Genomic DNA, 14,573 nt, shown 5'->3' on the forward strand with positions numbered 1-14,573 from the left:
TGGACATGAAAATCCTAATGTTGACTGCACTTGCCGCCGTAGCCGTTTCAGTTTTGCCTGCGTCTGCTCAAGATGACGCAGTGACGGTTGGTTTTCCACTTGCCCTGTCGGGCTTCGTAGCGCCCTATGACGACGGACCTCTGAAAGCCGCTCTGCTGGCCATCGACGACATCAACAGCAGGGGCGGGTTGTTGGGGGAGAAGATCATCTCCGTTGAGTCCGATACCAAGTCGGACCCCGCTCAAGGGGCCACTGCCGCTACCGACGTTCTAGGCAAGGCCGCCAAGATGATCATGGTCACTTGTGATTTCGATTTCGGCGCGCCGGCGGCCCTGGTTGCCGAATCGCAGAACGTCATCGCCTTTTCGTCCTGCGCGGCGGATCCGAAGTTTGGCGTTCAGGGAATTGGCAAGAATGCCTATACGATGTCGACCGCATCGATTTCCCAGGGCGCTACGCTCGCTGAATGGGCTCACAACGAGAAGGGCTTCAAGACCGTCTACATACTGAAAGACACGATGGTCGAGTATACCAAGTCAGTTTGCGACTCGTTCGAAGCACGTTGGACAGAACTCAGCTCTGCAGAAAGCATCGTCGGTCGCGACACATTTCACGGTGTGAACGACACCTCTATTGCGAGCCAGATTTCCAGGATCAAGGCCAACTCTCCGCAGCCGGACTTCGTGATGTTCTGCGGAGCCGTCAATGGCGGTTCGGCAGTGCGCCAAATTCGCGCCGCCGGCATCGATCTGCCACTGCTATCCAGCGAATCGATGGACGGCGCCTATTGGCTTGCTGCCATTCCTAACCTTTCCGACTTCTATGTGGCGGTCTACGGGTCAGCTTTCGGAAATGATCCCGATCCCAAGGTCAATGACTTCGTAAAAAGCTTTAGCGCGAAATATGGGGTGGCGCCGGTTACGGGGCACGCACTGACGGGCTATTCAGTAGTCGAAGCCTGGGCAAAAGCGGTCGAGCGTGCTGGAACTTTCGATACTGATGCCGTGCGTGCCGAACTGGATAAATTCACTGCTGAGCCGCTTATGGTGGGTAAGACGACCTTCACGCCGGAACTGCATATCAACGTCGACCGACCGATGCTCATCATGAAGATTGTCAACGGCAAGCACGAGCCGATCGAGCGGTTCATCACGACCAAGTTGCCCAAAGTGAGCTTTTAGTCGCTCAGGGATCGGCATTTGTCCATGAACACCGCCTCTCAGCATCTCGTCGCGGAAGCCATTAGTGTCAGATTTGGCGGCCTGGAGGCGCTGAGGGCGGTCGATCTCGCGATCGGCCCTGGCGAGATAGTGGGGCTGATCGGGTCGAACGGAGCAGGAAAGAGCACGCTGATCAATGTGCTCTCCGGTTTCCAGAGGCCCACGGCTGGGGCCGTGAAGCTGGGCGACCGTCCAATAGGCGGCCTGTCCCCGCATCTTGTGGCCAGGGCCGGAATTGTGCGTACTTTCCAGGCCGTGCGTCTTTTTCAGGACTTGTCGGTCGTCAACAATGTAGCGGCTGCGGCGGCGGCGCTGGGTGGGTCTTTGTCAACTGCGAACACTCTCATCGAGATGCTCGGTCTTTCGGATCTTCGCGATCAGCGGGCTGGATCGCTCTCCTATGCCCACCAGCGGCGTTTGGCGATAGCGCGCAGTCTGGCGCTCAAACCCAGGTTTCTGCTGCTTGACGAACCGGCAGCAGGCATGACGCCCGCTGAAGTTGCGGACATCAAGGCCATCCTCCTTGAGGTGCGGGAGAATACCGGAACCGGAATGCTGCTCGTGGAGCACAATATGTCACTTGTCATGTCGACATGCGAGCGGCTCGTCGTGCTCGACAGCGGGCGTGTGATCGCGCGCGGATCGCCTCAGGCAGTGCGGCGCGATCCGGCCGTCAGAGCATCGTATCTAGGCGAAGTCTCCGGGGAAAAACAATGACCTTGCTTCGAATTGACGGCCTCAGTGCGGCCTACGGCCCCGTTCCGGCGCTGCGGAATGTCGGGTTATCCTTGGGGGAGGGAGAAACGCTTGGCGTCGTGGGAGCCAATGGAGCCGGGAAGTCGACGCTCACCCTGGCAATAGCTGGAATCGTGCGTCCATCGTCAGGGGACATATTTTTCGACGGCATGTCACTTGCTGGGTTGCTCCCCGAGACCATCGCACGGCTTGGCGTAGCTCTCGTTCCTGAGGGCCGCCACATATTTGAGGGCCTCACCGTTGAGGAGAATCTGCTCATTGGCCTGAATGGCGCTGTCGGCAGGCAAGCAAGGCGCGATGCGCTCGAACGTATATACGATGCTTTTCCAATCCTTCGCCAGCGCCGGACGGGTTTCGGCACAAGACTGTCGGGCGGCGAACAACAGCAGCTGGCCATAGCGCGTGCGCTGCTCATGAACCCGCGCCTTTTGATCCTGGACGAGCCGTCGCTCGGCCTCGCGCCGATTATGGTCGATAAGGTCTACAAGATACTTAGGGACTTGCGCCAGCAAGGCGTGGCGCTGCTCCTGGTGGAGCAGAACCCCGCCAGGATTGCTGAAGTCGCGGATCGGACCGTTGTATTGGCCAACGGAGCGGTTCGGCTTTCCGGCGCGTCTGCCGATGTACTTTCTTCGGATCTGTTGAGCAGGGCCTATTTGGGCGCCGAGGAACATGAGGTTTGCGCATGACGTTCGCGATCCAAACTTTGATAGACGCTATAAGTGTCGGGGCATTGTATGCGATCTCGGCCCTGGGTATCGGGTTGCTTTTCGGGATCATGCGGCTTGTCAATTTTGCCCAGAGCGAGTTCGTCACCGTCGGCGTCTATACGCTCATGATGTTGGCGAATGCGTGGTTCCCACTGGCGGCGTTGGCGGCCGTCGTCGTCGTCGTGCTACTTGCGCTCACGGTCGAACGACTGGCCTTTCGTCCTGTGCGGAACGCCGATCCAGCCACGCTGCTGATTGCGAGTTTCGCGGTCAGCTATTTTCTTCAGAATGGGCTCGTTCTGCTTTTCGGTGCGCGCCCGATTGGCTTTGATGTGCTGCCGGGGTTGGGTCAGGCTATCCAGGTCGAAACGGTGCGCATCCCGCTGCTCAATATCGTGACGATCGCCGCAACAAGCACCCTGCTCTTGGGTGTAGGCCTCTTTTTGCGCCTCACGCGCACTGGTATCGAGATGCGTGCCGCAGCTGTGGATTTCCGAATGGCGCGTCTCATGGGCGTCAAGGCTGACAGGGTAATCGCAGTCGGCTTCGGCCTTGCCGGCATCATGTCGGCGGTGGTCTCAATTCTATACGCTGCTCAGACAGGAACGGCCTCGCCAGCCATGGGTCTGCAACTAGCCTTGGTCGGCTTTGTCGCCACGGTCATCGGGGGCATGGGCAATCTTCCGGGTGCTGTGCTGGGAGGTCTAGCAGTCGGTGCGATCAGTGTATTGCTTCAAGCGGTCTTGCCCCCCGATCTCAGGGTGTTCCGCGAAGCCTTCGTATATGCCGCGGTGATCGCAGTGCTGCTGTTGAGGCCGCAGGGACTTTTTCGCAGCGCGGCTGAAAGGGAGCGTGTGTAATGCGCGCGCATTGGTCCACCCTGGTCATACTGTCGCTTATCGTGTTGCTTGTTGCAGCCATTGGCGCGTTGGGCAATCCGGTTGTGCAGCGTGTTGTGACCGACATGCTCATCAAGCTCGTGGTCGTGCTCGGTCTTTCGATCTTCATCGGCAATTCGGGCGTGCTATCGTTCGGACATGCGAGCTTCGCGGCGCTCGGCGCTTATGGCGCCGCTTGGTTCACGATGCCGATCGTTGCAAAGAAGTTGTTTCTGCCTAAGTTGCCGGCATTCGTCCTCGCCACTCAATACGGCCTCACTGCCGGCGCGACAATTGGCATTGTCTTCGCATCCACCCTCGCTTTGATCGTCGGCATCGCCGTTGTCAGGCTCTCAGGTATTGCGGCCAGTATCGCTACCCTCGCTTGGCTTGTCATCATCAACACCATACTTGCCAATGCCGACTCGTTGACCAAAGGAAGCAGTTCGCTCGTCGGCCTGCCGCTAGATGTTGGTGCCGGCACGGCAGCTATCTGCGCGTTGATCGCCCTCGCCGTCGCGTTTTTTTTCAAATATTCCCCCATCGGGTTGATGCTTGAAGCATCGCGCGAGGATGAGGCAGCAGCCTTGGCCGCTGGTATCGCGGTCCATCGATTGCGCCTGGTGGCATTTGTTCTGTCGGGCGCAGTGGTTGCGCTCGGTGGTGTTTTGCAAGGCCATTTTCTTGGTATGTTGTCCGTGGGACAATTTTACCTGGAGTTCACTTTCCTCACATTGGCGATGCTGGTCATAGGGGGAATGCGCAGCATTTCGGGTGCTGTCATGGGAACTCTGCTTATTGCGACCGTCGGAGAGCTGCTAAGGGTCGGCGCGGGTGGCGGCACTGTGGGCGGTATCGCCATCCCGCCAATGCCGGGCATGCGCGAGATTGCTCTCGCGCTGATTATGCTTTTCGTGCTGAGGGCGCGTCCGAGCGGCCTCATGGGCGGGCACGAACTTGCGCTGCCTAGCCGACTTGCAAGCCCAAAATGACGGCACGCCATGATCCCAAGGACGTAACAACGGAGAGCGTCTGGCATTTGCTGCGCATGCGGCGTCGGCCTGCAGGCGCAATGGAGGCATGAATTGACGAGTTTAGAAGTCCCCCCGAAGACCTTTGTTCGAATCATGTTTACGTTGCTTGAGCCCGATCAGCGTGCTCCAGGTCTGGTTTCGGACACTGCTGCCACACCATATGTCGTCCGCTGCAATGGCTATCTCCTGGAGAAGGCCTTGATAGGTGACTTGGTGGTCATCCGGACCGTCGCGGGCCGACAAATCACGGGCAAACTGACCGAGGTGCAACCCGTGACCGGTCACGGCTTCGGTCAACCGGACCCCGCCTTGGCGGCGGCTATAAGCGAAATTACCTTGCTTAAAGAGGAACTCGTCCATGGAGAATGACTATACCAGTGTCATGAGCCGTCGGTCCGAGATCCTCCTAAAGGCAACAGGGATTGATTACGCGCGCGTCAGCCGGGGCCGGCTTGCATTCGACTATGATAACCTCATGGCCAACATCGGCTATGATTTGCATCGCATAGCCGAAATTCAACGTCAGACGGGCGTAGGGAATACTCCGTTGCTCGAGCTGCGCAATGTGACCGAGCTCGTTCGGCGTCGCGCCTTGCCAGGTAAAGGGGCACGTATTTTTGTGAAGGACGAAGCTGCCAACCCGTCAGGGAGCTTCAAGGATCGCAGGGCAGCACTATCGGCGTACCACGCTAAACTGAAAGGCTATCCCGGTCTGGTTGCCGCAACCAGCGGCAATTACGGCGCTGCCGTGGCCGCTCAGTCGGCGGCTTATGGCCTCAAGGCGATAGTAGTACAGGAGGTTTTCGATAGTGCAGGTCGTGGCCAACCCGAAATCCTCGAAAAGGGTCGCAAATGCGAGGCCTTGGGTGCTGAGGTTCTTCAGACTACCGTTGGTCCGGAACTTTTTTATATGCTGCTTCGTGTCCTCGAAGAAACCGGTTACTTCAATGCTTCGCTTTATACCCCGTTCAGTATAGCAGGTATCGAAACCCTCGGCTTTGAGATCGCGCAACAGACACGCGAGGCAACGGGTCGCTTCCCAGACGCGGTCCTGGCGACCCACGCCGGCGGCGGAATGGTAACCGGAACTGCAAGGGGTCTTCGGGCCGCAGGTGCGGCCGACACGGAAATCATTGGGGTCAGCGTCGACCTGCAGGGCCTGCATATGGCCTCAGACAAAGACTTCAATCGCAAATCCTTCACGACCGGGCATACCGGTTTTTCCGTTCCTTTCACGACCTGGCCGGACCGTGTGGATGTGCCGCGAAATGCTGCCAGGCCTTTGCGATACCTCGATCGCTTTTTGCTCGTTTCGCAAGGTCAAGTTTTCTACGCGACGGAGCTCTTGGCGCGGCTGGAGGGACTTGAACGAGGACCGGCGGGAAACACCTCACTTGCGGCCGCTTTGGTGCTGGCGCGGACCATGGATCGGGACCGGGTGCTCGTGGTCACCGAAACCGAGTACACCGGAGCCGGCAAGGTGCCGAATTCCCAGCTCGCGTTCGCGCGTTCGATGGGGGTCGACGTCAGATATGGCGGCGAAGAGGACTCGCCGGGAAATGTGATTTGCATTCCGTCAAGTTTCGACGCCTTGCAGACTAGGGATGTGGATTTGGCGACGCTGAAAACGTCTTTTATCCGCAAGGCTGTCGGCGAACTTCGCGGTTTGCTAGATGGAGAAGCAGAATTCATTTCCTGTGATAGTCGGTCCGAGTTGGCGGATGTCATGGACGCTGCAAACACTTGGTCGCCCGATTAACTCGTTGGTATTCCCGGGCACGCACAACGGCTGCCTTGGCGATGCGCGGTGAGAAAGATGCTCAGTTGAATTGAGGGGAGACCTTGCTGGTGTTGCGAGCACCTGCCTCTCTAGTATTGTTCCGAGCGGCGGCGAGGCAGTTGAAAGGTCGCCAAGAATGCTCCCCGCCCTGAAAGCGCGTCCGTTCCGGGCCGCGGTTGTCGATCGGTTCAGCTTGTGCCATCCCCGCAAGCTCGAACCCATACTTAGTCGTGCGGCCTTGCGCGCCCGCTGGCCGCCGCAGGTCTCGATCGCCGCGACGACCTGTTCAGTCGATGCCGAGAGTGCCGGCCGGGTCGATGCGCAGGTGCCATAGGAAGGGGCCACCTGCATCCCAACCGTCTCGATCAGTTCGTTGCCGCGGTGGCGGTAGATCGAGAATTTGAAGTCGGGATTCTTGCTTAAATAGCCGTCGATGTCGCCGCTGCTTGCCGCTTGGGGTGAGCTCCGGGCAATGACGGCGGATGGCGCGCAGATTGTCAACGTTGACGAGTTTCGTAGCGAGCTCGGTGACCGAGCCTGCCAGGATCGGGCGCACGGCGTCAAATTGCTGGAATAGATCGGCCGAGATCAGTGGCACCTCGAAGCTACCGTTGGCATCGGGCTCAACACTTGCAGTGCCTGGAGTCGCATGAAAGCGCTGCGCACCGGCATGTCGCTGGTGCCGGTTCCTTGGAGGTGGCCCGACACCTGCGCCCGCACTAGCTCCAGATAGACCTTCTCCATCAGTGGAACGGTATCGACAGCGGCCAGTCCGAATTGTTCTTTATCGGCCATTGGCCACAAGTCACTTTGGTGGCTACCAATGTAATTGGCATCATCTGGAGCATTCAAATCCTGAGGCGTCCTACATTCGAGGAGCCATCTGGTTCAGAAGCTTGGAGGGGTGTTTACCCAAACAAGAACAGTTATCGTTTGACCGGGATTGGACCAGGAATGCTTCCAGTTGCTCTTGAAGTAGATGCTGTCGCCTTGGCGCAAGTGATGAATGCGGCTCTCTTCAATAATGATTTTGAACTCACCAAAAAGCACATAGACAAACTCCTCGCCGTCATGGCTATAGGCGCCGTGACTGTTGACCCCCGGCTCGATAAACCAACGTTGGCAATCCATCATGTCGGTGCCGGTTGCCAATTGTTCGATCCGCAGCCCCTTTCCAAGAGTTGGCAGGATTTGGCCGCCACCCGAAGCCGAGGTTACTTCCTTGTTATGCTCGGTCAGTTGAGTGGCCATGAGGGACGTGAGCGTAACTCCATACAAAGAGGCAAGCGTCTTGGCCTCGGGAATCTGCACACCCAACGACGTCCGCTCTATGGAAGCCAGGACCGACTGCGCAATACCTGTCTGATTTGCAACTTCGCGAATGGTCAACTTGCGGGCTTGTCGAAGTGACCTTAGCTTCGCGCCCACGGAGTTCTGCGCGTTGACATCTTGTTCGTGTGGCGCGGGATGGGTGTCCCTAGGTGGCTCTCTGTCTTCACCTGGAAGCGCGGCCTTGATGGCGGCAATGCTCAACCCCTGCAACGTGCGCAAGCGCTTAATGTCCGACACCTGCTTTACGTGATCTTCGTTGTAGATGCGATAACCCGCTGATGTGACACGCGGCGCAAGCAAGCCACGCTCCCCCCAAACTCTCAGAGTTGAGACGGGCACGCCCGTGAGGCGGCTCAAATCCGATATCTTCAGCTCAGTTCCCGAATTTGACGGCGGCTGCTGTCCCATCCTCGTCTCCATGGCCGCTATCGCGGCAAGGCCCAAAATCTCACGACCGGATTACCAACTCGCACCCGTTATCCGAGCAGAAATAACTCTACAAATCACCTATTGACAATCTACAACTCACATATAGGGTTTCTTGGCGTCAAAGGGCAGCGCAGCCTATGCCCGCAAACTGATAAAAAATCGAGGGAACACAACATATGTGGCGCGTTGGGATTGACGTCGGTGGCACGTTCACCGACCTTTTCGCATGGGAAGAAACCAACAAATCCTACAAGACATCGAAAGTCTTGACGACAAAGGATGATCGTTCGCGAGGCGTCGTTCAGTCGATCGAGGTCGCCGGCATTCCGTTCGATCAGATTTCGTTTTTGATGCATGGCACCACAACCGCCACCAATTCACTCATCGAACGCAACTATCCCGACGCTGCGTTCATCACGACGGAAGGTTTTCGCGACACGATCGAGATTGGCCGCCAGCACCGGAAGGCCCTCTATGATCCCTATCAATCGAAGCCGGAGCCCCTGATCCGCCGTCGCAATCGTTTCGCCATTCCTGAACGCATGTCGGCAAAGGGCGAGACCCGCCGTCCCCTCGATGAGGAGATCGCCTGCCAGGTAGCCGAAACGATCGCCGGGCGCGGCATCCAGTCCGTGGGGATCGGGTTCATCAATTCCTACGCAAACCCGGCTCATGAACAGCGGATGCGCGACATCGTTCGCGAGTCCAACCCGGACGCGCACATCGTCATCTCGGCCGAGACGAGACCGATTTTCCGCGAACACGGACGATTCACAACGACCGCCATTCGTGCCTGCATGATGCCAGTGATGACGTCCTATTTCGACCGCCTGGAGGAGGCGCTGAAGGCCAAGGGCTTTCGCGGCTCGTTGCTCATCCTGAAGAGTAATGGCGGTGTCATGGGCGCCAAAAACGCCAAGGAGCGACCTGAGGAGCTCATCGAATCAGGTCCTGCCGGCGGGGTCGCTTATGCATCCTATCTGAGCCGTACGACCGATTTCGACAACATCATTCATACCGATGTCGGAGGCACCAGCTTCGATGCCTCCATCGTCGAGCACGGAAAAGGACTCGTTACCCGCAGCTATGAGCTGGAGTGGGAGGTTCCGGTCAGCGTCCCCATGCTCGATATCCATTCGGTGGGCGCCGGCGGCGGCTCGATCGGCTGGGTCGACGAGGGCGGATCACTGCGTGTCGGGCCCCGGAGTGCCGGCTCTGAGCCCGGCCCAGCATGTTACCGCCGCGGCGGCACCGAGCCGACGATCACGGACGCTAATTTGATCCTCGGTAGGCTCAACCCCTCGCTTTCCGACAAATTCGAGCTCGACGTCGCCGCGGCTCAAAAGGCCATCGATGGGCTAGCCGCCAAGATCGGCCTTTCGCGCCTGGAAACCGCAGAAGGCATGATCAAAATTTCCTGTGAGACAATGGCACAGGCCGTGAAGGGTGTGGTCGTGGCACGGGCTCGGGACCCGCGCGATTTCGTACTTGCGAGTTTTGGCGGCGCAGGCCCCATGCACGCGTGTTTCGTTGCCCAGGCCATGAACATCCCTAAGGTCATCATTCCAGGGCAGGCAGGCGTTGCGTCGGCGTTCGGCGCGACTGCCATGAACATCCGCCATGACATCGAAGCTTTCCACTATGCATCGCTGGACGAGGTCAATACCGACGAACTCAACCGCATCTATGCTGATCTCGAGGAGAAGGCAAAGCACCGCCTTGTTGCGGACGGCATCGACGCGTCCAACATGAAAATCACGCGCACGGCGCAAATGCGGTATGTCGGGCAGACCTATGAGGTCGATACCGACATTCCAAATGGCCACATCAAGCAGGAACAGGTCGGTGGGATCGCCGGCGCTTTCCACAAGGCCCATATGCTCGAATACGGCGTCAGTACCGATGACTTTCCCATTGCATTCGTTTCGTTGAGCGTGACGGCTGTCGGTCAACTCACGGAACCACCGCATTTCAACTTCGGTGCGTCATCGTCAAACGGCAGCGGGTCGAAGCGGGACGTGTACTTCGACGGCAAGTGGGTTTCGTCGGTGCTTCACAACAGCAAAGAACTCCAGGCGGGTGCCATCGTTTCCGGCCCGGGCATCGTCGAATATCCGGATTCAATTGCAGTTCTGCCGCCTGGTTGTATCGGGCAAGTCGATCAAAGCGGCAATCTCATTGTGTCGATAGCCAGCTAAACGAGGGAACGGGTATGTCTTCCAATAGCGCAAAAGTCGAAAAGCTCGACATCTCAGACCGAATGGACCCGGTGACCTTCGAGGTTCTCCGCAACAGCTTCGAATATGCATGCAACCGCATGACAACAATCATGCAGCGGACTTCTTTCTCGCCGATTCTTGCCGACATTCTCGACTTCTCCAACGCCATATACGATCCGAAGGTGAGGCTTCTTGCGCAGGCTGCGAACTGTCCAGTTCATCTGGCGGCGATGCAGTACAGCGCCGACGCGGCGATCAGCCGGTTTCCTATCGAGACGCTGAAGCCCGGCGATGTGATTGCGCTCAATGATCCCTATCAGGGCGGCACTCACATCAACGACATCACCTTCACGATGCCCGTCTTCTATGAAGACGAACTGCTGGGTTTCGCAGTAAGCCGCGGCCATTGGATGGATCTGGGTGGCGGGGCCGCAGGCGGCATGTCGTTCAGCACCCATATCGCTGCGGAGGGACTGCGGCTGCCCCCAATCAAGCTCTACGAGAACTACGAGATCAATCGCGACTACCTCGCGATCATCATGAACAACACACGCACACCGCACTACATCCGCGGCGATCTTCAGGCGCATCTCGGCGCGCTCAAGAGCGCCGAAAGCGAACTGCAGCGCGCAGCGGCGCGCTATGGCATCGACACCCTGAAGGCGGCGATGAATGAACTGATCGGCTACACCGAACGGATCGTGCGCAAGAGCATCGAAGCAATTCCAGACGGCATTTATTGCGCCGAAGACTTTGCCGACACCGATGGGTTCTCGCTCGAACCCATCAAGGTCAAAGTGACGCTGACAGTGAGTGGATCCGACATCACCGTCGACTTCACGGGCAGTAATCCAATCTGCAAGGGTTCGATCAACTCGCCCTTCGCGAACACCGCCTCGGCGGCATACTACTCGCTGCAGTTCTTCCTTGCTCCCCATGCGCCATCCAATGCCGGCATGTTCGCGCCAATCAAGATCGTATTGCCCGACAATTGCTGGCTCAACGCCAAGTGGCCGGCGCCTACCATTGGCTGCACCACACTTGCGTCTTCAAAGATTACCAGCGCCATATGGCAGGCGCTGGCACAGGCGATCCCCGAGCGCGTGACGGGTTCAACCTGTTCGGAATGCAACTGGTTTGTTTCCACGGCAGTGGACAAGGACAGCGGCCGAGCAGACGTCTTCTCCGATTTGCCAGCCGGTGGCTGGGGCGGCACGCCTTTCAATGACGGTATGAGCGTGACCATGGATCCGCTCGGCAACTGCATGAACATGGCGGCGGAAACGGCGGAACTGTTCTTCCCGATCGAGTATGAGGCCTTCGAACTGCGCCAGGACTCCGCCGGCGCCGGGAAATTCCGGGGCGGGCTGGGTGCTGTGTTTAAGGTTCGCTATCTTTGCGACGGTGAACTGAACATGGAGACGTCTCGAACGCGTGAAGGCAGCCCCGGCGTCAACGGCGGCGGCCGTAGCGCGGTGCAACGCTCTACACATCTCTATCCAGACGGCAAGGAATTGGTCATCGGTGGCTATTCGCCAAACGGCGCCTGGACGAGTCCGCTGCTGTCGGGCCATCAGTTCTCAAACGAGGAAGTTTTCAAATTCGAGAGCACTGGCGGCGGCGGGTGGGGAAATCCCGGGGAACGCGCAGCAGAAAGAGTGCTTTCGGACGTTCTCGATGACTACATTTCCATTGCAGCCGCAAAGGAAACCTACAGGGTCGTCATTGACCCCAAGACCATGACCGTCGACCAGACGGCAACAGCGCGCCTTCGCGCAGCCTGATCGAACGTTCGTCTTCGGCCGCAATGCGGCCGACGAAACATCTCTCAAAAATTACGGTTTCGCCGGCTCTCAGCGCCGGAGCGATCCTGCATGCCTGCGAAACGTAATTCTGCAGTCCAAGATCTTTGAGTGGGAACGCGGCCAAAGAGCCGACAAGAGGAGCATGTCATGACTGGGCAGAAAACCGATTTTCCAATGATAAACACCAACCGCCGGCGTTTTATGAGCGCGTCGGTGGCAAGCGCAGCGTTCGGCAGTGGGCTCCTGGCGAGCCTGAACGAGGGGCGCGCGCAGTCGGATGAGGTCATTCCGATTGGTCAGATGGCTTCGCTTACCGGCCCCCTGGCTGTCGATGGCATCGAGCACAAGAACGGTCTCGAAATGGCTTGCGAAGAGATCAATGCCGCCGGCGGCATTCTTGGCAAGAAGCTGGCGCCGGTGACCGTGGACAGCAAAAACCAGACGGCGGAGGAAGTGACCGCGGCCGCCCGTCTGCTGATCGACCGCCATGGCGTCCATGCGATCATCAACGGCTACAACGTGGGCGCCAACCAGGCGGAATACGATCCTATTGCTGACGCCGGCATCATCTACATCCACTACAATACCTCGATCGGCCACCACGAGGCCTTCAAGAGCGACCCGCAACGCTATTTCGGCGTGTTCATGGCCGACCCGGCCGAATACTATTACGGCGTTGGCCTTCCGGTCATGCTGGACCGGATCCGCAAGGCCGGCGTGTGGAAGCCCACGAACAACAAGATCGCCCTGGTTACCGGCTCGCTGCCCTATTCGATCGTTATCTCGAACGCCATCCGGGAAACCGCGCCAAAATACGGTTTCGAAGTTTCCTTCGAAGAAGTGGTGCCAGTGCCGACAACAGAATGGGGCGCGGTGCTGAACAAGGTCCGGGCAGATCCGCCGGCTGTCATCGCCAACACGCATTTCTTCCCGGGTGATCTGGCTCAGTGCCAGGTCCAGTTTCTGCAGCAGCCGACCAACAGCCTGTTCTACTATCAATACGGCCCGCTGCTCAAAGCGTTCTCCGACATCGCGGGCGAAGCCGCGCGCGGCGTTCTCACCTCTACCGTTATCGGTATTCTCCCCGACGAAATCGGCAATTCGTTCCGCAAGACATATTGGGCCAAGTTCGGCCCCAAGGCCGAAGCTGACCCCGGTGCGTCAACCTATTCAGAGACTTTTCACTACGCCATCGCAGCCACTCTTGCCGGCGGAACAGGTGAACCCGGCAACGCCGACCAGAACCGGAAGATCGCGGCGAACCTGCAAAGGTTCGTGTACCGGGCGCCGTTCGGCATCCTGCGCTACGACCCGACCATCAACGCCGCAATTCCATATCCAACGGTGTCAGCAGACCCGTCGATCGCCATGCCGCATCTGCTGTATCAGATCAAGGATCCGAAAGCTGACGTACCCAAGAAGCTGATCTATCCGGAGCCCTATAACGAAGCCGACTTCGAACTGCCGCCGTGGTTCAAATAGGAGGCGTCACGCGTCGTCCTACAACCGTTGCAGGGAGCTAGAAGCGGCAATGCTTATTCTAAGAGACATTCTGCTTAGCGCGCTCACGCTGGGAGCGCTCTATGCCGCCAGTTCAGTTGCCTTGTCGTTGATCTGGGGCAGCGTAGGAATGCTCAATCTCGCCCACGGCGCCTACCTCGCGGTAGGCGCCTATGGCTCCCTCATCCTGGTCAACTGGTTGGGCTTTCCCTGGTGGGCGGGTGTGATCGGCGGTGCCGCCGGCGGAATGCTCATGGGCCTGATAACCCATGTGCTCCTTCTGCGCTGGGTATTTGCCAAGCCCAATTTCGAGATCAACATCATCATCTTGACGATGGCTCTTTCGACAATCGTCATCGATATGATCAACAATTTGATCGGGCCGACATCGGCCCGACAACCATTCAATCTCGACGGCCGCATCGACATCGGCGGATCGGGGATCGCATATCAAACCCTGCTTATCGTTGCCGGGTGCGCCGTCATGATCGTGGTGCTGCAGCTGGTCATGAAAAAGACCAAGCTGGGGCGGGCGATCCGTGCAGTCTCTCAGGAGCCAACGGCGGCGCGACTGAACGGAATTCCGCTGCAGACTGTCGTTTTGAAGGTGATGTTGCTTGCCGGCTTCGTCGCTGGCACCTCAGGTGTGCTCCTGACGGCCTTCACCACCGTCTATCCCACGGTCGGTCTCGACCCCCTGCTCAAGGCGCTGATCATTTGCGTCGTCGGCGGGCTGGGCAGCATCCCAGGGGCGCTCATCGCCGCATTCATGCTCGCCCTGGTCGAGGTGCTCGTTCAATACGGGCTGGGAACCAAATGGGGTTTCCCAGCGCTGCTTGTCGCGGTGGTCTTCGTCCTCATCCTTCGTCCCAATGGTCTGTTTGGCCAAAGCGCCCAGGTCAGGAACTAA

The 14,573-nt window shown here is 58.4% G+C and carries 13 protein-coding genes; 10 read left to right on the forward strand and 3 right to left on the reverse strand.

Annotation, left to right across the window (positions count from 1 at the left end):
* Positions 1–5: 5 nt before the first annotated feature.
* Genes ASD12_RS10860 through ASD12_RS10880 form a run of 5 tightly spaced genes read left to right on the forward strand, consistent with a single transcriptional unit; the run spans position 6 to position 4,556 of the window.
* The gene (locus tag ASD12_RS10860; RefSeq protein ID WP_056585245.1) at positions 6–1,181 is read left to right on the forward strand and encodes an ABC transporter substrate-binding protein; all 1,176 of its coding nucleotides are present in this window, start codon (positions 6–8) and stop codon (positions 1,179–1,181) included.
* 24 nt (positions 1,182–1,205) lie between these two features.
* Entirely contained in the window at positions 1,206–1,937 is a 732-nt protein-coding gene (locus ASD12_RS10865) for an ABC transporter ATP-binding protein (protein WP_056585247.1), read from the forward strand.
* Positions 1,934–2,665 (forward strand): ABC transporter ATP-binding protein, encoded by a 732-nt coding sequence (locus ASD12_RS10870; RefSeq protein ID WP_244482822.1) that lies wholly within the window; start codon positions 1,934–1,936, stop codon positions 2,663–2,665. Before ASD12_RS10865 ends, ASD12_RS10870 begins: the two co-directional genes overlap by 4 nt.
* Positions 2,662–3,546, forward strand: a complete 885-nt coding sequence (locus ASD12_RS10875) for a branched-chain amino acid ABC transporter permease (protein WP_056585249.1) — start codon at positions 2,662–2,664, stop codon at positions 3,544–3,546. Before ASD12_RS10870 ends, ASD12_RS10875 begins: the two co-directional genes overlap by 4 nt.
* On the forward strand, positions 3,546–4,556 hold the full coding sequence (locus ASD12_RS10880) for a branched-chain amino acid ABC transporter permease (protein WP_056585251.1): 1,011 nt from the start codon (positions 3,546–3,548) through the stop codon (positions 4,554–4,556). Before ASD12_RS10875 ends, ASD12_RS10880 begins: the two co-directional genes overlap by 1 nt.
* A gap of 102 nt (positions 4,557–4,658) precedes the next feature.
* Here the strand turns inward: ASD12_RS10880 and ASD12_RS10885 are convergent, their stop codons facing one another.
* The gene (locus ASD12_RS10885) at positions 4,659–4,958 is read right to left on the reverse strand and encodes a hypothetical protein (RefSeq protein ID WP_056585253.1); all 300 of its coding nucleotides are present in this window, start codon (positions 4,956–4,958) and stop codon (positions 4,659–4,661) included.
* Between ASD12_RS10885 and ortB the strand changes: the two genes are divergently transcribed.
* On the forward strand, positions 4,957–6,357 hold the full coding sequence (gene ortB, locus ASD12_RS10890) for a 2-amino-4-oxopentanoate thiolase subunit OrtB (protein WP_056585255.1): 1,401 nt from the start codon (positions 4,957–4,959) through the stop codon (positions 6,355–6,357). The genes ASD12_RS10885 and ortB overlap by 2 nt on opposite strands.
* 307 nt (positions 6,358–6,664) lie before the next feature.
* Here the strand turns inward: ortB and ASD12_RS35265 are convergent, their stop codons facing one another.
* Entirely contained in the window at positions 6,665–6,976 is a 312-nt protein-coding gene (locus ASD12_RS35265) for a hypothetical protein (protein ID WP_244482823.1), read from the reverse strand.
* Positions 6,977–7,266: 290 nt separating this feature from the next.
* Positions 7,267–8,118, reverse strand: coding sequence for a MerR family transcriptional regulator (locus tag ASD12_RS10905; RefSeq protein ID WP_162252243.1), 852 nt, complete (start codon positions 8,116–8,118; stop codon positions 7,267–7,269).
* Positions 8,119–8,315: 197 nt separating this feature from the next.
* On the opposite strand from ASD12_RS10905, the gene ASD12_RS10910 reads away from it, so the two are divergent.
* The 4 genes from ASD12_RS10910 to ASD12_RS10925 all read left to right on the forward strand — a co-directional run bounded on the left by ASD12_RS10910 (position 8,316) and on the right by ASD12_RS10925 (position 14,573).
* Positions 8,316–10,337 carry a hydantoinase/oxoprolinase family protein gene (locus ASD12_RS10910; protein ID WP_056585264.1) on the forward strand — a complete coding sequence of 674 codons (2,022 nt, stop codon included), beginning with the start codon at positions 8,316–8,318 and terminating at the stop codon, positions 10,335–10,337.
* A 14-nt stretch (positions 10,338–10,351) separates the two neighbouring features.
* Entirely contained in the window at positions 10,352–12,142 is a 1,791-nt protein-coding gene (locus ASD12_RS10915; RefSeq protein ID WP_056585266.1) for a hydantoinase B/oxoprolinase family protein, read from the forward strand.
* Positions 12,143–12,310: 168 nt separating this feature from the next.
* Complete coding sequence (locus tag ASD12_RS10920; RefSeq protein ID WP_056585269.1) at positions 12,311–13,645, forward strand: ABC transporter substrate-binding protein; 1,335 nt, start codon at positions 12,311–12,313, stop codon at positions 13,643–13,645.
* 49 nt (positions 13,646–13,694) lie between these two features.
* Complete coding sequence (locus tag ASD12_RS10925; protein ID WP_082525374.1) at positions 13,695–14,573, forward strand: branched-chain amino acid ABC transporter permease; 879 nt, start codon at positions 13,695–13,697, stop codon at positions 14,571–14,573.

It is taken from the genome of Mesorhizobium sp. Root102 (assembly GCF_001425625.1).
In the GTDB taxonomy this organism is placed as follows: domain Bacteria; phylum Pseudomonadota; class Alphaproteobacteria; order Rhizobiales; family Rhizobiaceae; genus Mesorhizobium.

Coding starts and splice junctions, on each gene's coding strand:
- ASD12_RS10860 (WP_056585245.1), top strand. CDS start 6: ATGAAAATCCTAATGTTGACTGCACTTGCCGCCGTAGCCGTTTCAGTT.
- ASD12_RS10865 (WP_056585247.1), top strand. CDS start 1,206: ATGAACACCGCCTCTCAGCATCTCGTCGCGGAAGCCATTAGTGTCAGA.
- ASD12_RS10870 (WP_244482822.1), top strand. CDS start 1,934: ATGACCTTGCTTCGAATTGACGGCCTCAGTGCGGCCTACGGCCCCGTT.
- ASD12_RS10875 (WP_056585249.1), top strand. CDS start 2,662: ATGACGTTCGCGATCCAAACTTTGATAGACGCTATAAGTGTCGGGGCA.
- ASD12_RS10880 (WP_056585251.1), top strand. CDS start 3,546: ATGCGCGCGCATTGGTCCACCCTGGTCATACTGTCGCTTATCGTGTTG.
- ortB (WP_056585255.1), top strand. CDS start 4,957: ATGGAGAATGACTATACCAGTGTCATGAGCCGTCGGTCCGAGATCCTC.
- ASD12_RS10885 (WP_056585253.1), bottom strand. CDS start 4,958: ATGGACGAGTTCCTCTTTAAGCAAGGTAATTTCGCTTATAGCCGCCGC.
- ASD12_RS10905 (WP_162252243.1), bottom strand. CDS start 8,118: ATGGGACAGCAGCCGCCGTCAAATTCGGGAACTGAGCTGAAGATATCG.
- ASD12_RS10910 (WP_056585264.1), top strand. CDS start 8,316: ATGTGGCGCGTTGGGATTGACGTCGGTGGCACGTTCACCGACCTTTTC.
- ASD12_RS10915 (WP_056585266.1), top strand. CDS start 10,352: ATGTCTTCCAATAGCGCAAAAGTCGAAAAGCTCGACATCTCAGACCGA.
- ASD12_RS10920 (WP_056585269.1), top strand. CDS start 12,311: ATGACTGGGCAGAAAACCGATTTTCCAATGATAAACACCAACCGCCGG.
- ASD12_RS10925 (WP_082525374.1), top strand. CDS start 13,695: ATGCTTATTCTAAGAGACATTCTGCTTAGCGCGCTCACGCTGGGAGCG.